Origin of the sequence: Streptomyces sp. NPDC020299, assembly GCF_044387825.1 — a bacterium.
In the GTDB taxonomy this organism is placed as follows: Bacteria; Actinomycetota; Actinomycetes; order Streptomycetales; family Streptomycetaceae; genus Streptomyces.
Genome location: NZ_JBIRWL010000040.1, coordinates 1 through 20832 on the forward strand (window position 1 = coordinate 1; position 20832 = coordinate 20832).

18 protein-coding genes are annotated in these 20832 nt (G+C 70.7%); 11 read left to right on the top strand and 7 right to left on the bottom strand.

Annotation, left to right across the window (positions count from 1 at the left end):
* Positions 1–181 precede the first annotated feature (181 nt).
* From ACH45E_RS45455 to ACH45E_RS45470, 4 genes are all read right to left on the bottom strand, one after another.
* Entirely contained in the window at positions 182–841 is a 660-nt protein-coding gene (locus tag ACH45E_RS45455; protein WP_361457939.1) for a nucleotidyl transferase AbiEii/AbiGii toxin family protein, read from the bottom strand.
* Entirely contained in the window at positions 838–1200 is a 363-nt protein-coding gene (locus ACH45E_RS45460; protein WP_361457942.1) for a hypothetical protein, read from the bottom strand. Before ACH45E_RS45460 ends, ACH45E_RS45455 begins: the two co-directional genes overlap by 4 nt.
* 155 nt (positions 1201–1355) lie before the next feature.
* Positions 1356–1493 carry a hypothetical protein gene (locus ACH45E_RS45465; RefSeq protein WP_361457945.1) on the bottom strand — a complete coding sequence of 46 codons (138 nt, stop codon included), beginning with the start codon at positions 1491–1493 and terminating at the stop codon, positions 1356–1358.
* Between the two features lie 499 nt (positions 1494–1992).
* Complete coding sequence (locus ACH45E_RS45470) at positions 1993–2403, bottom strand: hypothetical protein (protein WP_361457948.1); 411 nt, start codon at positions 2401–2403, stop codon at positions 1993–1995.
* A gap of 535 nt (positions 2404–2938) precedes the next feature.
* Here ACH45E_RS45470 and ACH45E_RS45475 point away from each other — a divergent pair.
* The 9 genes from ACH45E_RS45475 (at position 2939) to ACH45E_RS45515 (ending at position 14754) form a co-directional block, all read left to right on the top strand.
* Complete coding sequence (locus tag ACH45E_RS45475) at positions 2939–4162, top strand: ATP-grasp domain-containing protein (protein WP_361457951.1); 1224 nt, start codon at positions 2939–2941, stop codon at positions 4160–4162.
* A 16-nt stretch (positions 4163–4178) separates the two neighbouring features.
* Positions 4179–5408 (top strand): SidA/IucD/PvdA family monooxygenase, encoded by a 1230-nt coding sequence (locus tag ACH45E_RS45480; RefSeq protein ID WP_361457954.1) that lies wholly within the window; start codon positions 4179–4181, stop codon positions 5406–5408.
* The gene (locus tag ACH45E_RS45485) at positions 5405–5782 is read left to right on the top strand and encodes a cupin domain-containing protein (RefSeq protein WP_361457957.1); all 378 of its coding nucleotides are present in this window, start codon (positions 5405–5407) and stop codon (positions 5780–5782) included. The genes ACH45E_RS45480 and ACH45E_RS45485 overlap by 4 nt, the downstream gene beginning before the upstream one ends.
* Positions 5775–6878: an FAD-dependent oxidoreductase gene (locus ACH45E_RS45490; protein ID WP_361457960.1), complete on the top strand. Its 1104-nt coding sequence runs from the start codon at positions 5775–5777 to the stop codon at positions 6876–6878. Before ACH45E_RS45485 ends, ACH45E_RS45490 begins: the two co-directional genes overlap by 8 nt.
* The gene (locus ACH45E_RS45495) at positions 6875–8506 is read left to right on the top strand and encodes a class I tRNA ligase family protein (RefSeq protein ID WP_361457963.1); all 1632 of its coding nucleotides are present in this window, start codon (positions 6875–6877) and stop codon (positions 8504–8506) included. The genes ACH45E_RS45490 and ACH45E_RS45495 overlap by 4 nt, the downstream gene beginning before the upstream one ends.
* Positions 8503–9750 (top strand): hypothetical protein, encoded by a 1248-nt coding sequence (locus ACH45E_RS45500; RefSeq protein ID WP_361457966.1) that lies wholly within the window; start codon positions 8503–8505, stop codon positions 9748–9750. The genes ACH45E_RS45495 and ACH45E_RS45500 overlap by 4 nt, the downstream gene beginning before the upstream one ends.
* Positions 9743–11023 (top strand): MFS transporter, encoded by a 1281-nt coding sequence (locus ACH45E_RS45505; protein WP_361457968.1) that lies wholly within the window; start codon positions 9743–9745, stop codon positions 11021–11023. The genes ACH45E_RS45500 and ACH45E_RS45505 overlap by 8 nt, the downstream gene beginning before the upstream one ends.
* 71 nt (positions 11024–11094) lie before the next feature.
* A complete protein-coding gene (locus tag ACH45E_RS45510) occupies positions 11095–12294 on the top strand; it encodes a low specificity L-threonine aldolase (protein ID WP_361457971.1) in 1200 nt (399 codons plus the stop codon).
* 774 nt (positions 12295–13068) lie between these two features.
* Positions 13069–14754: a ribonuclease J gene (locus tag ACH45E_RS45515; RefSeq protein ID WP_361457974.1), complete on the top strand. Its 1686-nt coding sequence runs from the start codon at positions 13069–13071 to the stop codon at positions 14752–14754.
* A gap of 242 nt (positions 14755–14996) precedes the next feature.
* On the opposite strand, the gene ACH45E_RS45520 is transcribed toward ACH45E_RS45515, so the two are convergent.
* The 3 genes from ACH45E_RS45520 to ACH45E_RS45530 are packed head-to-tail and all read right to left on the bottom strand — an operon-like array spanning position 14997 to position 17874.
* A complete protein-coding gene (locus tag ACH45E_RS45520; protein WP_361457977.1) occupies positions 14997–16079 on the bottom strand; it encodes an ABC transporter substrate-binding protein in 1083 nt (360 codons plus the stop codon).
* A gap of 59 nt (positions 16080–16138) precedes the next feature.
* Positions 16139–17017 (bottom strand): ABC transporter permease, encoded by an 879-nt coding sequence (locus ACH45E_RS45525; protein WP_361457980.1) that lies wholly within the window; start codon positions 17015–17017, stop codon positions 16139–16141.
* Positions 17014–17874 (bottom strand): ABC transporter ATP-binding protein, encoded by an 861-nt coding sequence (locus ACH45E_RS45530; RefSeq protein WP_361457983.1) that lies wholly within the window; start codon positions 17872–17874, stop codon positions 17014–17016. The genes ACH45E_RS45525 and ACH45E_RS45530 overlap by 4 nt, the downstream gene beginning before the upstream one ends.
* A gap of 233 nt (positions 17875–18107) precedes the next feature.
* Between ACH45E_RS45530 and ACH45E_RS45535 the strand changes: the two genes are divergently transcribed.
* Complete coding sequence (locus ACH45E_RS45535) at positions 18108–19772, top strand: sensor histidine kinase (RefSeq protein ID WP_361457986.1); 1665 nt, start codon at positions 18108–18110, stop codon at positions 19770–19772.
* A complete protein-coding gene (locus ACH45E_RS45540) occupies positions 19772–20461 on the top strand; it encodes a response regulator (protein ID WP_361457989.1) in 690 nt (229 codons plus the stop codon). The genes ACH45E_RS45535 and ACH45E_RS45540 overlap by 1 nt, the downstream gene beginning before the upstream one ends.
* Positions 20462–20832 lie beyond the last annotated feature (371 nt).

Sequence of the window (20832 nt, forward strand, 5' to 3'; positions counted from 1 at the left end):
CCCCGAGCAACCACCGCGGGGGGGTGTCCCCTCGCGCCACTTTAACCGTCGGGACCCCCCCCCGCACACGTGCCCCGGGTTTTCCCCCCCCGGCGCCCCCCCCCCCGGGGGGGGGGGGGGGGCCGCCGTGCTCAGGCCGCAGCAGTCTCGGGCTTCGAGGGATGGAAGCGATGACCGCCTCTCATGCGTTCTCGTCATGGATCCGCGCACCCAGATCCTCTGCCCACTCCAGCGCCCACGCCTTGAGTTCTTCGATCTGCCGACAGGTGAGCCCGTACGCGGTGTAGTCCTCATCCTCGTACCAGTCCGCGCCAATGAGCCGGTCCCGGAGGTCTTCGAGGCTGAACTCGTCGTGGGCGCGACGGCGGCCCAGGGATTCGAGGTCGGCGGTGGAGCGGTGGCGGGAGGCGGCCTGGACGTCGATGAGGTCGCGGACGGTGCCGCGGTCGGCGAGGGCACGGACCTTGGTGCCGATCACGTCGTCGAGGGAAAGAACGGGGCCGTAGGGGGTCTGAGCGGGAGGGGCCCAGAACGCCTCCTTGAGGACGTCGACCTCGCACTCCTCGCCGGTGTCCGGATCGGTGACGAGGAAACGGCCGCTGAGCGGATCGGTCTGGACGTGCGTGGTCCGCCATCCGCGCGCGCTGAGACCTGCTGTGAGTGAGGCGACGATCTCCTGCATCGGAGCGGGGTTCTCGGTGGCGACGTCGAGGTCGCGGCTGAAGCGTTCGACCAGGCCGTGGGCCTGCACGGCGTATCCGCCGGTGAGGACCAGAGGGTAAGGGGAGCCGATGTCGATGATGTCGGCGAGGAGACGCTCGTGGAGCAGGGTGAGCTTCACACGGCGGTCGTGTCGGCCGGAGCGGTGCGGAGCAGCTCAGGGAAGGCGTCCTCCCAGACCTCGCGGATGTAGGGACTGACCAAGCGCCGCAGGACGGACCACTGCTCGGTGAGCAGCCGGTGGTGCAGGAGGGCCACCAGGTCCTCACTCAGTCCTTCGGCGAGGACGGTCCGGTAGAGCGTCATGCGGGACTTCGGACGGTCCAGGCTGTAGCTCGTCCGCCCGGACCAGACGATGTGGAGCGGCAGGTCCACGTCGCCCTCGACGGGGCCGGCCAGCTCCTGCAAGCTCCCGGGCAGTCGGCTGCGGTAGCGGTCCCGCAGCACCTCGGCGCGGGGAGCGGTGATCGTCGGGTCCATACGTCCAGTATCGCTGCTGGGAGGCGGCGGCATGGCGGATACGGGGCTCTTCTGTCGTACGTACGGGTCGGGCGCCGCCCGCCCCTCCCTCGGACGCTCATCATGGCCTACCCGTACAGCCCTCAGGTGGCTTAGCAACCGGCTGCCCTGCCGGCCTAGGACCAGCCCCGCTCGCGGGCGCGGGCGCGGGCGATCGTGGCACAGCAGGTCACGCGGAGGGCCGCCGCGATGGAGTCGGCTGCGGCTTCCGTCTCGGTGTCGGGAATGACAACGGTGCCGAAGCCGAGGCCCATGACGCCAGCGCAGTGGACGAGAAGGGCACCCGGCGGGCGAGGCCGAACGCAGCCCACTCACTCAGGAGCCATGCCGCGGACGAGCTGTCGAGTTACGCAGCGAACGTTCCCAAGCGGAAGTCAGGCACCTGTGTCCAGGTCCCCCGTCATGGCGGCCACCTGGTCGGCAAGCTGGGACGCTCCTGCGCCCGATGCTGACCGTTTGCTGACCCGAGCGAAGCTATCAAGCCTCTGACCTGTGGAAACACCCAAACGCTAGATCTTGGACTTGAACATGGTGCGCAGCATTCAGCACTCCCGGAATTCGCTCCCTGCCCACCAGTGCGGGTCAAGGGCTGTTCGGACACTGGCAACTCTTCATGGGTCTCCGCCTCACCCACGACCGAGAAGCGTGACCAGCGTACGGACCAGCCCCCGGAGCTGCATTGAGATCCCGGTCACGTCACGTCGAGGTTCGTCGAGGGAGGCGATCCCAGCACTGAGGGACTCCTTCTCTACGTCACTTCCCGTCGGGCCGGCGCCTTCGGACTTCGGACCGGACGGCGTCGATGAACTCGGCAGGTGGTCCGTAGAGGTGGTCGACGATGTAGTGGATGATCAGGTTCGGGGCGACGTAGAGCACTCCGCCGTCCGAGACGGCCCGGATCTCGGCATGGCCGAGCCGGTACGTGAAGCCCTCCCGAGCGGAGGTCGCCCTGTGCTCCGTGTACTCGGAGCAGCGCGTGCACGAGTGCCAGCCCCTGCTCCTGTGCTGCCGCAGCGAACCGAGATCGATGATGTTCGCGAGGTCCTCCTCGGAGACCTCGTCGATGGTGTAGTCGTGGCCGTCCTCCAGCCAGCCGATCGTGAGCCCCTCGGGTTCTTCGTATTCGATGAGGTCGTAGAGCGAGAAATCCGCGTAGTAGGTCATGTGTCGATTCCCGGCCGGTCGATCAGGTCACACCATGTATGGGGCGAACTCACGGCACATGGCCATGTGTACGTCACCATGCCTTGTCTGATCAGCGCGGAGCTGGTCCACGCGCCGGTCATGGGCGCCCGGTACGCCACGGCGCTGGAAGCCATGACGCGATCCCGCGACCTGTACCGAGAGGCGGCGGAGTCGGCGCCGGCCGCGCTCGCCGAGGCGACCGGCGGCGAGGGCATGCCCTGTCCGCCCGTGCCGGAGCCGGCCGGGGGGGGGCGTCTCGCCGCTGAGAACCTTCACGAGGGCGTTCGGTCGCTTCCGGGAGCCGAACAGGCACTGACGGGGCTCTCGTTCCGGAAAATATGCGGCTCAGGTTCCCTCTCGCAGACAATTTTGCGGTGATCCATTGACCGGGACCAAGGCGCCCGGATAGAAAGATCACGATCAGGGCCGCGATCGCGGGTCCGGTCCATACAGCTCTGCCCCGGGGGATGTCGCTTTGCCGCACACAGATGTACTTCGTCCTGCCCGCGTCCTCGTGGTCGAACCCGCCTCCTCCGGAGGCGCCACCCTGATCGGCGTCGCGGCCGGGATGGGACTGCGGGTCGTCGTCGCCACCGCCGACTCCGGCGACCGCCGGCTCTCCGACGCCGTGCGCGCGGCGGCCGACTCGGTGCTGACGGTGGAGACCAACGACCAGGCCGCCCTCGAAGCGGCCGTGCTCGAACTGCACCGGGCCGAGCCGTTCGAGGCGGTGCTGCCGGGCTCCGACATCTATGTGGCGGCGACCGCGCGCGTCGCCGCGGCACTGGACCTGCCCGGCCTGCCCGTGGCGACCGTCGACCGGGTCCGGGACAAGAGCGTCATGCGAGCCGCCGTGGCGGAGGCCGGGCTGCGCACCCCGCGCTTCGCCCAGGCGACCACCGACGCCGAACTGCGCACCGCGGCCGAACGGGTCGGCTTCCCCTGCGTGCTGAAGCCGGTCGCCTGCTCCGGCAGCATCCACGTCAGCCGCGCCGACGACCTCGACCAGCTCACCGCCGCGTTCCAGCGGCTCGTGACCGACCCGGAGCCCGACATGGGCAAGCTGCACGAGCACCGGGTGCTCGTCGAAGAGTACGTCCAGGGCCCCGAGTTCAGCGCCGACGGCTATGTCCTGGAGAGCGGCGAGGTCACCGTCGTCGCCCTCAGCCGCACGCTGCTCGGCCCCGAACCCGACTTCGTGGAGCTGGGCCACCTCACCCCGGCGCTCGTCGACGACGCCACCCTGAAGAACGTCGAGGCGTACGTCGGCGACGTCGTCCGCGCCGTCGGCATCACCAGCGGCCCCTTCCACTGTGAACTGCGCCTGAGCGCCGACGGTCCGGTGCTCATCGAGATCGGCGCCCGGCTGCCGGGCGACCGGATCGTGGAGCTGCTGCGGCTCGTGACCGGCGTCAGCCTGCCCAGGGTGGCCGTCGCCACCGCGCTCGGCGTCGGCCTGGAGGCGGCCGGCGCCTTCGCGCGGCCGCAGGCCGAGAGCGCCGGCATCCGCTTCTTCTCCGCCGCGGGCCGCTCCTCGTACCGGGAGCTCACCGGGTGGCCGGAGCTTCAGGCACTGCCGGAAGTCACCGAGACCGCGGTGTACTTCGCACCGGGCGAGACCATCCCAGGCGTCGAGGACTGCCGCTCGCGCCTCGGCCACGCCCTGTTCACAGCCGACTCGCCGCAGGGCGCCCTGGACCGCTGGCAGGCGCTCGGCGACCTCGTCGTCCCGGCCTGAGCAGGCGGTTCCCACCATGAACGCACACATACTCGACTACGCGGCCGTCGGCATCGGCCCCGCGAACATGAGCCTCGCCGCGCTCGCGCATCCGGTCGAAGGGCTGCGCGGCGCCCACCTGGAACGCCGTGAGAGCTTCTCCTGGCACCCCGGACTGCTGCTGCCCGAGGCCACCCTCCAGGTCTCGCTGCTCAAAGACCTGGTGACGCTGGTCGATCCGACCAGTCCCTTCTCGTTCCTGTCGTTCCTCGCGAGTGAGGGCCGGCTCTACCGGTTCCTGGCCGCGGACTTCCCGGCCGTCCTGCGCGCCGAGTTCAACCAGTACCTCCAGTGGGTCGCCGGGCGGCTGCCGAGCCTGACGTTCGGGGCGGACATACACAGCGTGGACTTCCACGACGGGGCCTTCCACCTCCGCACCGGCGAGCACGAAGTGACGGCTCGTCATCTCGTGCTCGGCACTGGGCTCACCCCGTCCGTCCCCGAGCCGTTCCGCCCCTTCCTCGGCCCCACCGTCTTCCACTCCGGGGAGTTCCTGCTGCGGGCCCCCGAGGTGGCCGGACGGCAGGTCGTCGTGGTCGGCGGCGGCCAGAGCGGCGCGGAGATCGTGCGCCACCTGGCGGCCGGCGCGGCCCCCGAGAGCATCACCTGGGTCAGCCGGCGCTCGTCGTTCCTGCCGATGGACGACTCGCCGTTCGCCAACGACCTCTACACGCCCGACTACGTACGCCGCTTCCACGCGCTGCCCGCCGACCACAAGGCCCGACTCCTGGAGCAGCAGAGGTACACCAGCGACGGCATCGACCTCCAAGTCCTCCAGGACATCTACCGGTTGAGCTACCGCGACGAGTTCATCGAGAACAACCCCGGCAGGCTGCGCTTCCTGGCGGACTGCGCGGTCACCGCGATCGAGGGCGGCCCCGGCGAATGGAAGCTCGTCGTCGAGTCCTCGGGCCCGGAAGAACCCGCCGTGCTCGCCGCCGATATCGTGATCCTGAGCACCGGATACGCCTACGCGCTGCCGGACTTCATGGCTCCGCTGGACGATCGGCTGCGGCGGGAGCGCGGGATGCTCGTCGTCGGCGACGACTTCTCGGTCGCATGGGACGGGCCTGCGGAGAACCGGATCTACCTCCAGAACGGCGCCCGGCACTCCTGGGGCGTGGCCGATCCCAATCTCAGCCTGCTCGCCTGGCGCAGCGCGGTCATCCTCAACAGCATGCTCGGTGAGACGAGGTATCCGGTATGACCGCCAGTCAGGTCCCGCAGTTCCAGGCCGAGGCGGTCGGCGCCCTGGTCCCCTTCGCTCCGACCGAGGTGGAAGCGGACGGAGTGACCGTCGCCGAGGCGGACTTCGCCCGGTCGGTCTTCCCCCGCGTGCCGTTCAAGGCGGCCCGCTTCACCGTGCCGCCGGGCGGGACCAGCTCGCCCGACCAGCACGCGGTCCAGGAGATCTGGGTGGTCCACGCCGGATCCGGCACCCTGGATGTGGACGGCGAACGGTCGCTCGTCGGGCCCGGCTCCCTGGTGGGCTTCGCCTCGCGGGCCGTCCACGAGATCTTCGCCGACCAGGGCGAGGAACTGGTCATCTACTCCTTCTGGTGGTCGGCGCCCGATGAGTGAGCGCACCACCGGGACCAGTGGGGCGCCCCACTACGACCTCGCCGTCGTCGGCGCGGGAGCGGTGGGCGCCCTCGCCGCGTACTACGCCGTGCGCCGGGACCCGGGCCGCCGCGTCGCCGTGATCACGCACGCCGGACGGGGGACGGGCGCGACCCGTTACTCGGCAGGGTTCGACACGCCCACGGGGCACAACCCGGCCCAGCGCGCCCTGGCCGCCCGCAGCACCGCGCTCTTCGACGAGCTCGCCGCCGGACTCGGCGACGCCGGACGCGCGCCGGTCGACGTTTGCTGGCTGGTGGCGCGCGAGAACACGGCCGCGCTCGACGCGACCATGGCCGACGGCGGCCGCACCCGCCCGGTCACCAGTGAGCAGCGGGCCCTGCTCGACCGGACGTTCCCCGGGCTCGCCCACGACGACGACCAAGTCCTGCTGGCCACCGCCCCCATGACGGCGGGCCAGCCCCAATGGCTCACCGAACGGCTGCTCGACGAGGTCCTCGGCCGCCCGGACAACACCCTCGTGGAGGGCTTCCGGGTCACCGAAGTACGCCGTACGGGCAGGCGCGTCGAACTGGTCGCCGCCGACGGCAGCCGGATCACCGCCGCCAAGGCGGTCCTCGCGCCCGGCCCCTGGGTCCTCGACGGCCCGGTGGCCGCGGCGGCCCGCGAGCGCGGGGCCCGGGTCAAGAAGGTGGTGGCGTTCCACATCATGACGCCGCCCCCGCAGGGCGCCCCGGCACTCGTCCTGGAGGACGCCGACGCCTTCCTGCTGCCCCACCGCCCCGGCGGCCACTGGATCTTCAGCATCACCTCGCCCGACTGGGACCGCGGCCCCGACGAACCGCTCGCCATCGACGCCCGCGACCGGGAACTCGCCCGAGCCCTGCTCGCCCGGCACGTACCGGGATTCCTGCCGCACCTGCTCGGCGGCCGGGTCTTCAGCGACTGCTTCACCGCCGGCCATCTGCCGGTCGTGGACACGGTCGGCGGCGACGACGTGGTCATGGCCATCGGCGGATCCGGCTCCGGCTATCGACTCGCCCCGGCCATGGCCGAGGACGCACTGAACCTGCTCGACGGGAGACCGCGGACATGAGCCTGCTGACCGGGGACACGCACACCCCCCGGCACTACCTCCTGGTGCCACCCGAGGCCACGCCCAACGGCCCCCTGCACCTCGGCCACATCGGCGGCCCCTTCCTGTGGTCGGACATGATCGCGCGGCATCTGCGGGTCCGGGGCGACCTGCCGTTGGTGATCACCGGCAGCGATGTGTACGAGTCGTACGTGACGCTCAAGGCGCACGCCGAGGACTCCACGCCCGGCGAGGTCGCCGCCCGCTACGGACAGCGCATCCAGGACGACTTGGCCGCGCTGCGCATCGGCGTCGACGCGTTCATCGTCCCCGATCAGCAGCCGTGGCGAGAGCAGTTCGAGCAGGAGGTCGCCGCCTCCGTCGAGCGGCTGACGGCCCGGGGCGCGGTACTGACGCGCACCGAGCGCGTGCCCCACTGCACGGCGTCGGACCGCTGGGTGGTGGGTGGCTGGCTGCAGGGCCGCTGCCCCGAGTGCGGCGCGGGCATCGCCAGTTACTTCTGCGAGGAGTGCAGTGCGCACTTCCTGCCCGAGTCGGTCGTCGAGCCGCGCCCCCTGCTCGACGAGGGGCCGCTGACCTGGCGGGAGATCTCCAGCCTCTTCCTGCGGCTGCCCGACCGCGACCTCCTGGACACCACGCTCGTGGACCTGGGCGTCGCCGACCGCTACCGGGCGACCGTGGCGCGCTTCCTGGAGCGCGACGGCCTGACCGTACGGCTGAGCGCCCCGCAGACGTGGGGACTTCCGCTGCCCGGACCCGAGCCGGACGTGCCGCGCGCCCTCTTCCCGTACGCCGGGATCTTCATGTTCGCCCGCCTCGCCGGCGCCGTCCACGGCCGGCTCTCCGGCACCGGCGTGAACGCCTTCGACCCGGACTCCGGGGTCACCACCATCACCACCCTGGGGATCGACAACGTGATCCCCACCCTGGTCTCGATCGTCGGCACCAGCCTGCTGCACGGCGACATGAAGCCGTACGACCGGTGCCTGATCAACAACTTCTACCGGCTGGCCGGGCGGAAGTTCTCCACCAGCGCCCAGCACGCCATCTGGGCGGCGGACATCGCCGCGTCGCCCGCCATCGGGGTGGACACCGTCCGGTACTACCTCGCCGGGGCCGATCTGGAGTCCGGGGCGGCGAGCTTCGAGACGGCGGACTTCCTTCGGACCGCGAACGCCACGCTCGCCGAAGGCCTCGGCAAGCGGCTCGACGCCGCCTGGAGCCGGCTGCCCGAGGGGACGCCGCAGGCGCCCGCCCCGGCCGCCGCCGACCTCCTGGAATCCCTGCTCGCCGAGCAGTCCGCGGCGCTCGACGGCGCCCGTGTCTCGACCCGGCGCGCGGTCGCGGCGCTCGACCGCTGGTGCGCCGACGACGCGGTCGCCCACGCGGCCGAGGACGGCGCCTACTGGTGGCTCAAGGGCCTGTCCCTGCTGGCGTTCCCGGTGATGCCGGACCTCGCCGAGCTCGTCTGGCAGCGCCTCGGCGGCGCCGGAGAGCCTCGCACGGCGGCCTTCCTCGCCAGGACCCCGGCCCAGAGGGACCGGGCCGCGCCCGGCTTCGGCCGGGTGAGCGCCGCCGATCTGGACGCCTGCCTGCCCGACACCCTGCGACCGGGAGCGGACGCGTGAGAGACCGGACCACCCCGCTGTACGTCGTCCTCAACCGCTCCGGCGACGAGTTCGGCGAATACCACCGTTTCCTCGGCGGCCATCCATGCCGGACGGTGTACCTCACCACGCCGGGCGGGCTGCCCGCGCTCGACCAGGACGGGGCCACCGAGGTCCATGTGCGCGACAGCCTCGCCCACGACGACCTGCTGCCTCTCGTACGGGAGATCGCGGACCGGCACGGCACGCCCGAGGCCGTCTTCGGCCAGTCCGAGTACGACATCCTGACGGCCGCCCGGCTCTCGGCCGCACTCGGCGTCCCCGGCGGCTACGGTCTCGACCTCGTCGAGCGGTTCAAGGACAAGCCCGCCATGAAGAGCGCGGTGGGCGCGGCCGGACTGCGGGTTCCCCGGTTTCGGAGCCTCGACGACGCGCCCACCGCGGAGACGGTCGTGGACGCCCTCGGCGGTCTGCCCCTGGTCCTCAAGCCGCGCGCCGCGGCGGGCTCCCAGGGAGTCACGGTCGTCCACAGCGCCGACGAACTGCGCGACGCGCTGGGGGGCGTCGCCCCCGAGGCGTACGAGTGCGAGGAGTACGTCGACGGGGACATATTCCACGTCGACGGCGTCCGTCGCTCCGGCCGCCTCCACTTCGTCACCGCTTCCCAGTACGTCCACACCTGCCTGGACTACGCACACGGCCGCCCGCTCGGCTCGGTCCTGCTCGACCCGGGCCCCGAGCGCGACAAGCTCACCGCGTTCGCCGACCGCTGCCTCGAGGCGCTCGGGCTGCGCGACGGCGCGTTCCACCTGGAGGCGATCCGGCGTCCGGGGGGCGAGCTGGTGTTCCTGGAGGTCGGGCTGCGGCCGGGCGGCGCGCAGGTGCCGTTCCTGCACGTCGACCTGTACGGCATCGACCTGTTCGCCGAGGCGTTCCGGGCGGCCCTGGGCCTGCCCCCGCTGTGGCAGCCGTCCGAACCGGTCGAACCCCGGGCCGGCGGCTGGCTCATCTACCCCGCTCCGCGCGAGCTGCCCGGACGGGTCGTCGCGCGCACCTCGCCCAGGTCGGCCGTCCCCGAGGTCTACCACGAGGAACTGCCCGCGATCGGCCAGATCATGACCGGGCCCGGAAGTTATGACGAGGGCTGCGGGATCTTCCGGTTCCGGGGGCGGAGCGCCGCCGCGGTGCGCGCCGCCGTGCACACCGCGATGGAGGTGTACGGGCTGCGGACCGAGCGGGCCGAGGGAGCTGTGCCGCATGACTGAGCCGCGCCGGTACGCCGCCGTGCCGCGCGCCTGGTTCCGGGAGACCCTTCCGGCGGCCGGGAACGCGCGCAGACTCGGCGGCCTCACGCTCATCCAGTCCCTGGGGCTCGGGGTGTTCCTCACCTCCAGCGCCGTGTTCTTCACCCGGACCCTCGGCATCCCCGCCCAGCGCGTGGGCCTCGCCCTGTCGGTCGCCGGGCTCTGCGGTCTGGTCTGCACCGTGCCCATCGGCCGACTCGCGGACCGGCTCGGCGCGGGCCGGGTACTCACGGTCAACTTCCTGCTCGCGGCCGCCGGCTTCACCGCGTACTGCCTGGTGGACGGCTTCGCCGCGTTCCTCGCGGTCGCCTGCGCCATCGCGGTCCTGGAGACCTCGGCGGGCGCGCTCCAGGCGTCGCTCACCGACGCGCTGGTGGGCGAGGCGGAGCGGGTCAGGGTGAGCGCGCAGATGCGCAGCCTGTTCAACCTGGGCTTCCTCGGCGGCGCCGCGCTGGCCGGAGCCGCCATCGCGGCCGGCACCTCGACCGCCCTGTACGCCGCGGTCCTGGCCAACGCCGCCCTCCAGTTGGTCTCCGTCGCCGTGCTGCTCGGGATGCGGCTGCCCGCGGACGCCGGGCCCCGGGCCGCCGCCGTCGAGGCTCCGGGCGGGGTTTTGCGCAGCGCCGCGCTGCGGGACGTGCGCTATGTGGCGGTCGCGCTGGTGTGCGGCGCTCTGGAGCTGTATCACCCGCTGCTGACGGTCGGTCTGCCGTTGTGGATCGTCACCGGCACCGACGCGCCCGCGCTGCTGGTGTCGGGGCTGCTGATCCTGGACACCGTCCTGGTGCTGCTGTTCCAGGTCGCGGTCAGCGGGGGCGCGCGTACCCCGGCGGGAGCGGCACGTATGCTGCGCTGGGCGGGGTGGGCGCTGGGGGCCTCCTGCCTGGTCTTCGCGGTGAGCGGGGGGCACGGCGTGCTCCTGGACAGCGCGGCCCTGCTGGGCGGTGCGCTGGTGCTCGTCCTCGGCGAGCTGTATCAGGCGTCGGCGAGCTGGGGCCTGTCCTTCGGGCTCGCCCCGGCGGGCCGGCAGGGGGAGTACCAGGCGGTGTTCTCCCTGGGGCGCGGGCTCCAGCAGTTCGCCGGGCCGTGGCTGATGACCTCCCTGGTCGTCGGCGCGGCGGCGACCGGCTGGCTGGTCCTCGCGGCGCTCTTCGCCCTGCTCGGGCTCGCCGCGCCGCCCTTGGTGCGCGGCCTGGAGAAAGCCCGCGCGCGGACGGAGCCGGCGCCGGCCTGAGCGGACCGGCCGGCGCCCGTCCGGCCCACATGTGTCACACCCGTACGACCGAAAACAAGTAGGCGAGCATCATGACCGTACAGCGACGACACGACCCGGACGAGCGCGGCTTCGCCAGCGACAACTACGCGGGTGCGCACCCCGAGATCCTTGCGGCGATCGCCCTGGCCAACGGCGGCCACCAGGTCAGCTACGGCGCCGACGTCTACACCGAGCGCCTCCAGGAAGTGGTGCGCGGCCACTTCGGCCCCACCGCGCTCACGTACCCGGTCTTCAACGGCACCGGCGCGAACGTGGTCGCGCTGCAGACCATGCTCGACCGTTGGGACGCCGTGGTCTGCGCCGAGTCGGCCCACATCAACGTCGACGAGGGCGGGGCGCCGGAGAAGGTCGCCGGGATCAAACTCCTGACGGTGCCCGCATGGGACGGCAAGCTCACTCCTGAGCTGATCGACCGTCAGGCATGGGGCTTCGATGACGAGCACAGGGCCCGGCCCAAGGTCGTCTCGATCGCCCAGTCCACCGAGCTCGGCACCTGCTACACGCCGGACGAGATCCGTGCGATCTGCGACCACGCGCACGACCTCGGCATGCTCGTCTACCTGGACGGCGCCCGGCTCGCCAACGCCGCCGCCACCCTCGGCGTGTCCCTGCGTGAGATGACCACCGACGCCGGCGTGGACGTCCTCTCGCTCGGCGGCACCAAGAACGGGCTGCTCTTCGGCGAGGCGGTGATCGTGCTCAACGAGGACGCGGTGCGCGGCATGGCTCACCTGCGCAAGACGAGCATGCAGCTGGGCTCCAAGATGCGCTTCATGTCGGTGCAGTTCGAGGCGCTGCTGGGCGGCGACCTCTGGCTGCGCTCGGCGGCCCGCTCCAACGCGATGACCCAGCGGCTGTACGAGGCGGTGCGCCAACTGCCGGGTCTGGAGATCCCCCGCCCGGTGCAGGCCAACCAGATCTTCGCCGTCCTGCCGCCGGCCGTCACCGAGCGTCTCCAGAAGCGTTTCCGCTTCTACACCTGGGACGAGCAGGCCGGCGAGGTCCGCTGGATGACCTCCTTCGACACCACCGAGGGCGACGTGGACGCGTTCGCGGCGGCGATCGCGGAGGAGCTGGCGGCGGAGCGAGGCCAAGGGCCGGTGGGCGCGCTGACCCCGGCCGAGCGCGAGGAACTGGTGCAACTGCGCCGTAAGGTCCGCGAAATGGAAGAGACGATCGAAGTGCTGGGGAAAGAGCCTGCCTTCTCCGTGAACCGCAGGACGAAGTAGCCGGCGGCGGAAGCCCGGGAGGTCGGGCGAGCGCCCTGCCCCCGGGCAGGAGAAGCACGAAGAGGTCGTCCAGTTCGAGGTCCCGCTGCCGCAGCATGCTCGGTGATCACGTGAGGAGGCTGCCCCGCCGCTGCCACTGCCAGCGACGCTGTCGTGCGATCGAGGGGCAGCCTCGAAGAGACCGCCACTGGTCAGCTACCGTCCTGCTGCACTCCAGCCGCCCGGCATCGCCCCAGGTCGGACACCAAAGTTCTTCGGCTGCCCGCCGGCCTCCTCGCCCTCCCAGCTGAGACGGAAGCACATCCCTGCCTGGCGCCTTGCCGTGCTCGACCCCGTTCCTGTCTCCTCCCGGCTCACTCGGCCGCACAGCGTGGTGCGGGCCATGCAAAGCGAACCCCGGCCGCCGACGCCGGACGACGGGCGAGTCAATCCTTGGAGTGGACACGCACCGGGACGCTCATGTGGCTGCCGTGCTCCCTTTGGTGGGGGAAGTGATCGGCACCGAGGCATTCCCGGCCGCCGCGGCCGGATATTGCTGGAGTGGGCCAGAGGTACCGGGGCAGGGGACGCACCATCCCCGGCCGGCGGCCGGCACAGCGTGAGCAAGGCACCCCGGTCACAGATCTCAAGAGTCAGACCCCGCGCAGGACAGCACCTGCCGGTTCTCCCCAGACCCCCTTCTGTGTGATCGCGGGCGGGGTGCTCACCGCCCGCGCGACCCGCGAAGCCACCCTGGCACCCGCGGCGGTCGCTGTGGCTGTGTACCGTCAGGGTATGAGTCATCCACACCCCGAGCTGAAAGCCGCCCCGCGCCTTCCCGAAGGAGGGCTGCGGGTCATCGCCCTGGGCGGCCTGGGTGAGATCGGCCGCAACATGACCGTCTTCGAGCACGCGGGCAAGCTGCTCATCGTCGACTGCGGCGTTCTGTTCCCCGAGGAGACCCAGCCCGGCGTGGACGTGATCCTGCCGGACTTCACCTCGATCCGGGACCGGCTGGACGACATCGTGGCCGTGGTACTCACCCACGGCCACGAGGACCACATCGGCGGCGTGCCGTACCTGCTGCGCGAGCGGTCCGACATTCCCGTCGTCGGCTCCAAGCTGACGCTGGCGTTCCTGGAGGCCAAACTCAAGGAACACGGCATCCGGCCGCGCACGGTGCGGGTGCGGGAGGGCGACCGGCGTGGCTTCGGGCCCTTCGACTGCGAGTTCGTGGCGGTCAACCACTCCATCCCCGACAGCCTCGCGGTCGCGATCCGCACCCGGGCCGGGATGGTGCTGCACACCGGCGACTTCAAGATGGACCAGTTCCCTCTCGACGACCGCATCACCGATCTGCGCGCCTTCGCGCGCCTCGGCGAGGAGGGCGTGGACCTGTTCCTCTCCGACTCCACCAACGCCGAAGTACCCGGCTTCACCACCTCCGAGCGAGAGCTGAACCCGGCGATCGAGCAGGTGATGCGCACCGCGCCGCGCCGGGTCATCGTCTCCAGCTTCGCCAGCCACGTGCACCGCATCCAACAGGTCCTGGACGCCGCCCACCAGCACGGCCGCAAGGTCGCCTTCGTCGGCCGGTCGATGGTCCGCAACATGGGCATCGCCCGTGACCTGGGCTATCTGAAGGTCCCCTCCGGTCTGGTCGTGAGCACGAAGGAGCTGGAGAAGCTCCCGGACCACAAGATCACGCTGGTGTGCACCGGCTCCCAGGGCGAACCGATGGCCGCGCTGTCACGGATGGCCAACCGCGACCACGTGATCCGCATCGGCAAGGGCGACACCGTCCTGCTCGCCAGCTCCCTCATCCCCGGCAACGAGAACGCGATCTACCGGGTGATCAACGGACTCACCCGGTGGGGCGCCCACGTGGTCCACAAGGGCAACGCCAAGGTGCACGTGTCCGGGCACGCCAGCGCCGGCGAACTCGTCTACTGCTACAACATCGTCAAACCCCGCAACGTCATGCCCGTGCACGGCGAATGGCGCCACCTGCGGGCCAACGCCGACCTCGCCATCCGAACCGGTGTCGACCCCGACCGGGTCGTCATCGCCGAGGACGGCGTCGTCGTCGACCTGGTCGACGGACGCGCGTCCATCACCGGCAAGGTCCCCGCCGGCAACGTCTACGTGGACGGCATGGAAGTCGGCGGCGCCACCGAAGCGTCCCTCAAGGACCGCCTCACCCTCGCCGCCGAAGGCGTGGTCACCGTGGTGGCGATCGTCGACGCGGACACCGGCGCCCTCGCCGAGGCCCCCGACTTCCTGGCCCGGGGCTTCGTCCACGACGACACCACCTTCGAGCCGGTCATCCCCGTCATCGAGAAGACCCTGGCCACCGCGGCCGAGGAAGGCGTCGGGGACGCGCGCCAACTCGAACAACTCCTCGCTCGCGCCGTGGCGAACTGGGCGTTCCGCACCCATCGCCGCAAGCCCCTCATCATCCCCGTCATCATCGACGCCTGAGTCATGGCCCGGCAGCACGGTCCCCGTCACGGCCGCGGCACCGCCCGCGACGGACTCCGCGGGCGGTGCCTTCTCAGCGGCGGCCAGAAGCTGCCCTGATCAACGTGACGAACGCCTGCTCCGCCAACCCGCCGTGGCCACCGGCCGCCGGCAGGACGCCGCCTCGGCTCTGCCACGAGATCCCGGGTCCAACAGCGCCTGCGGTCGCGTACACGCGGTCGCGGCGGGTGAGCGCAGGAGACTCAGCCGTCGGCGCCGGCCGGCGTCGTGGTGGTGGAGAGGCCCTCCTTCTTGTTGGCCTTGAGGGCGAACTCGTTGGTGAACGTCTTGCTGAGGTCCACCGATGAGGTCACGCTTCCGACCAGTCGCTCGGTGGCCAGGGCGGTCTTCGGACCGCCGGCCGGCATGATGCCGTCCGGCAGGAACTGACCCTTGTCCTCGGTCAGCGCCTTGACGTAGTCGGCCTTGGTGACCAGTTGGTTCTGCACGAACGACGCGGGCAGCTTGTCGGCGATGGCGGTCGCGCTGTGCGTGTTGATCCAGTGCATGGTGGCCACGAGCGCGTCGACGACCTTCTGGGTCGCGTCCTTGTGGGAGTTCACCCAGTCGGTGCGGGCGAGGACGCTCGCGCCCGGGAAGGCGCCGCCCATTGCCGCCTTGGCGCCGTCGGTGGTGGCCAGGTCGATCGCGGAGGTGCCGACGCCCTTCTTCTCGATGGCGGCGACCGTCGGCTGCGTTGTCATGACACAGTCGGCCTTGCCGTTCTGCAGCGCGGCGACGGCCGTGGAGCCCGCACCGACTGCGAGCCGGTGGAACTGACTGGTTTTGACGCCTTTCTTCGCCGCCATGAACTGGGTGAGCGTGTCGGTGCCCGAGCCCAGGTCGGTGACGCCGAGTGTCTTTCCCGTGAAGTCGGCGGCCGACTTCACGCCGCTCTTCTTGGTGCACATCTCCCGCTCGCCGGGCGCACCGGACAGCTGGACGACATCCTCGACCGCCTTGCCCTTCGCCTGGAACTCGATCGTGTGGTTGTACCAGGCGCCGGCCATGTCGACCTGGCCCGAGGCCATGGCCTCCTCGGCGCCGACACCGCCGTTCTGCTCGGTGCTCAGCTCGACGTTGACGCCGTACTTCTTGTAGAAGCCGAGGTTCTGGGCGAGCTGGTAGGGCAGGTAGATCTGCTTGTCGATGCCGCCGACCATGAGCTTGACGGTCGGGGTGGAGCCGGAGCCGGACGACACGGAGCTGCCGGAGTTGCCGGAGCACGCGGTGGCGGCAAGGGCCAGGACGGTGATGATCGATGCGGTGAGGGTTCTCTTGAGCATGGCGGAGCCTGCACCTTTCGGGGATACGGGAAGGGTGGTGAGGAAGGGGAGGGCGGGAGTCAGAGGGCGTTGGCCTCGGAGGGGGCCGGGGGGCGCCAGGCGAGCAGCCGGTGTTCGAGCTTGCCGATCAGCCACTCCGCGCCGAGCACGATCACCGCGATGACGAGCATCGTGGCGAACACGCCGTTGGGGTCGAAGTTGTTCTGCGCGGTCTTGATGACCAGACCCAGTCCGCTCTGCGCGCCGAGCACCTCGCCGACCAGCGCGCCGACGATGGCGAAGCCGAAGGCGCTGTGCAGGCTGGCGATGATCCAGGTCAGGGCCGAGGGCACGATGACGTGCCGAGTGATCTGCATCCGGGAGGCGCCGAGCACCCTTACGTTGGCGAGGACGTTACGGTCGACCTCGCGAACGCCCTGGAAGGCATTGAAGAAGACGATGAAGAACACCAGCACCGCGGCCAGCAGGATCTTCGGGGTGACACCGATGCCGAAGGCGACGATGAAGATCGAGCCGAGGACGATGCGCGGGATCGCGTTGACCATCTTGATGTAGGGGCCGAGCACGTCGGACAGATAGCGGCTCTGTCCGAGCGCGACGCCGAAGACGATTCCGGCGAGGGAGCCCACGACGAACCCCACCAGCGCCTCCTGGATGGTGGTCCAGATGTTGGAGTAGAAGGAACCGAACTGGGTGCCGTGCTGGAAGAGGTCGATCAGCCGCTGCCAGATGCCCGACGGTTGCCCGAAGAAGAACGGGTCGACGATGCCCCAGGTGGTGAACGCCTGCCAGCCGCCGATCACGAAGACCGCGAGGCCGGCACGGCCCGCCCACACCCGGGCGACACGGCGCCGGACGGCACGCCGCGCGGCGCTCGCGGCGGGGCCCTTGCCGCCGTCGGCGACGGGGACCGCGGAAACGGTGGACGTCGTACTCATGCCTTGCCTCCTGCGGTGAGTGCGTACGCGCGCTCCACCTCTTCGCGCAGCGTGTTCCAGATCTGGTGCTGGAGTTCGATGAAGCGGGGCTGGAAACGGATCTCCTGGACCGACCCCCGCGGGCGGGGCAGGTCGATGTCGAAGACCTCCTTGACCGATCCGGGGCTGGACGTCATCACGACCACCCGGTCGGCGAGTGCCACCGCCTCATCCAGGTCGTGGGTGATGAAGATGACGGAGGGGCGGATCTGCTCCCACAGGCTCAGCAGCTCGGTCGACATGATCGCCTTGGTCTGCACGTCCAGGGCGCCGAACGGCTCGTCCATGATCAGGATCTTGGGCTCGTTGATCAGGGCCGCGGCCATCGACACGCGCTTGCGCATACCGCCGGACAACTGGTGGGGGTAGCGGTCCTCGAACCCGGTGAGCCCTACCCGGCGCAGCCAGTCGCGCGCCGAAGCCTGTGCCTGCTGCTTGGGCACCCCGCGGAAGACGGGGCCCATCAGCACGTTGCCGAGGACGGTCTTCCAGGGCAGCAGCGCGTCGGTCTGGAACATGAAGCTGACGCCGTCGGTGATGCCGTCCACCAGCCGGCCGCCGACCTTGACCGAGCCCTCGCTGGGACGGTCGAGCCCGGACACCATGCTCAGTGTCGTCGACTTGCCGCAGCCGGTGGGACCCACCACGGCGCAGAACTGGCCCGGCTCCACGGTGAACGAAACGCCTTGCAGCGCCGTGAACACCTCACCGGCAGGGGTCAGAAATCGCTTGGTGAGCCCGGAGATCTCGACGCGCGCGTTGTCGCGGCCGGTTTCGCCGGCGGTCGGGCTCGTCGCGACATCGTTTCGCGAAGCCATGGGGGCTGTCTCCTTCCTTCCTCGGAGGTCGAGGAAGGCAGACGCTAGAGGCGGCCGGGTATTACGTCGCTGTTTCCGAGCTATCTCGCGATAGTTGCGTAAAGCGGGCTTCTGCTCGTTCTGCTCAGCGGACGGAGGGTGGGCAGCCTCCCGGCCATGGGGCACAATCGCGCCACCCGGACACCCTGGACGGGCCGCACGGCACGACGCACCAGCGGAACGAAGAGGCACCCGTGACACCCATCCGTTTCCGGACAGGCCGCGGCGGAAAGCGCAGGCTTTCCACGCGGATCCTCGCCAACCAGCTGGCCATCCTCGCGCTCACCGGCCTGATCGGCTTTGTCCTGTTCGCCTTCGCGCAGCGGGCCGAGCTCGACCGCTCCTACGAGCAGCGGGCCCTGGACATCGCCGAGACCACGGCCGCGGAGCCGCAGATCCGGCAGGCCATGGAGTACGGGAGCGGCGGCGACGTGGTGCAGACGGTCGCCGAACGGATCCGCCGGGCGTCCGGCGCATCGTACGTGGTGGTGATCGATCTGCACGGCATACGGCACTCGCACCCCATCGCGGCTCTGATCGGCGAGCCGGTGGCCGAGCCGGTCGTGGTGAGGGACGGCCGCGCGCGCGTCGGCACCGACCAGGGCGCGACCGGGCGGTCCGCCAACGGCAAGACGCCTCTGTACGGACCTTCCGGCGCGCTGGTCGGCGAGGTGTCGGTCGGCATCCCGGAACATGACGTGCTCGGCGAACTGTGGCGCGAGCTGCCCACTTTCGGGCTGTACGCCGCGAGCGCCACCGCGATCGGCGCGGCGGCGGCCTATCTGCTGGCGCGGCGGCTGAAGCGGACCACGTTCGGCCTGGAACTGGAGGAGATCGCCGGCCTGCTGCAGGATCGGGAGGCGATGCTGCACGGCATCCGGGAAGGCGTGGTCGCCCTCGACCCCGACGGGCGGATCACCGTCGTCAACGACGAGGCACGGCGACTGCTCGGCCTCGGCACCGCGCTCGGCCACCGGCTGGAGGAGGCACTGCCCGACGGCCGACTGCGCCGCGCGCTGGACGGCACCCTGGCCGGCACCGATGTCAGTGTCCTGACGGACGACCACTGTCTCGTCGTCAACCGCATGCCGGTCACCCTGCACGGCCGCGAACTGGGCGCCGTGGTCACCGTACGCGACCACACCGAACTGATCGGCCTGCTGCGCGAACTGAACTCCGTACGCGGACTGACCGACGCGCTGCGGGCCCAGCAGCACGAGTTCACCAATCGGATGCACACACTGGCCGGGCTGCTGGACATCGGCGAGCACGAGTCCGCGTACGAATACGCCATCGAGACGGCCCGTTCCGGGCAGGCCCTGACCGAGGCCGTGCGCCGGCACATCGGAAACCCTCTGATGGTCGGGCTCATCGTGGCCAAGACCACCGTCGCCGCCGAACGCGGGGTGCGCATCACCCTCACCGACGACTCCGCGCTCGGCGACGACCCACCGCACCTGCGGCGGCTGCTGACCATCGTGGGCAACCTGCTCGACAACGCCATCGACGCGACCGCCGAGGCACCACCCTGCGACGGCGGCCGCCAGATCCGGCTGACACTGGTCGAGAGTGACGAGCTGATCTTCGTACGTGTGGCGGACAGCGGTCCGGGCATCGCTCCGGGTTCCTCACAGTCGATCTTCGAAGACGGTTGGTCCACCCGCCCCGAGCGGGGCACCGCGCGCCGTGGCCTGGGGCTGGCCCTGGTGCACCGGCTGGTGCAGCGGGACGGTGGCACCATCACGGTCAGCGAAGGCCCTGGGGCGGTGTTCACGGTGGTACTGCCACAGCCGGACACGGCTCCGGCAGCGCAGGACGCGTTGTTCACGACGGCGTTGCCGATGGGAGGTGAACTGTGATGATCCGGACCCTCGTGGTGGACGACGATTTCCGGGTCGGGCAGATTCACAGCGACTACGTGCACCGGGTCCCGGGCTTCGCAGTGGTCGGCGCGGCGGCGAGCGTGGCCGAGGCGCTGGCCGCGGTCCGCGCCCTGCGCCCGGATCTGCTGCTGCTCGACATCTTCCTGCCTGACGGCAGCGGACTCGACGTGCTACGCAGGCTCAGCCAGGAGCACGGCGACAGCCGCCCCGACGTCCTTATGATCACTGCGGACCACGACATCTCCTCCGTCCGCGCAGCGCTGAAACTCGGCGCTGTCGGCTACCTGGTGAAACCGTTCGGCTCAGCCGACCTGGCCGAACGGCTCGATGCCTACCGCCAGCTCCACGACCGCGTGGACGCACTCAGCCGGACGAGCACGGCCGACCAGGCCGACGTGGACGCCCTGTTCAGCGCGGCGCGCCCACCCGCCGTCCCCCGCATCCCGGCCAAAGGCCACTCCGCGCCCACCCTCGGCGCGATCCACCAAGCTCTGCGCTCCGCCCGCACCGCCCTGTCGGCCGCCGAGGCCGCCGAAGCGACCGGCGTCTCCCGCGCCACGGCCCAGCGGTACCTCTCCTACCTCGTCAAGGAGGGCATGGTCCGCCTGGAACTCCGCTACGGCACCAACGGCCGCCCCGAACACCGCTACCGCATCGCGCACTGAACCGCGCCACGAGCAAGCCCCGGCATCACCGCGATCGCCGCATCCAGCGCCGGCGCCGTGCGGGCTGCTCGGTCCTGTCTTCCGCCGTCACGTGAAGTGCCGCAGTAGCGGGACACCCGTATACGTGGCTGAAGAGTTCGCGGGCCACCGCATTGATCATCCGGCGAGGAGTCTTGGCGGTTCGCCGGCGGATGAACCCCGGGCTTCACAAGATCCACGACAGAGTCAAGCTCAGATGTCGATCCGGGAGCGGTCCAGCGTGGCAGCGGAGCTGGTGATGAACTCCTTGCGGGGTGCGACCTCGTTGCCCATCAGCAGATCGAAGACCTGCTCGGCGGCTTCGAGGTCGGAGAGGTTGATCCGGCGCAGGG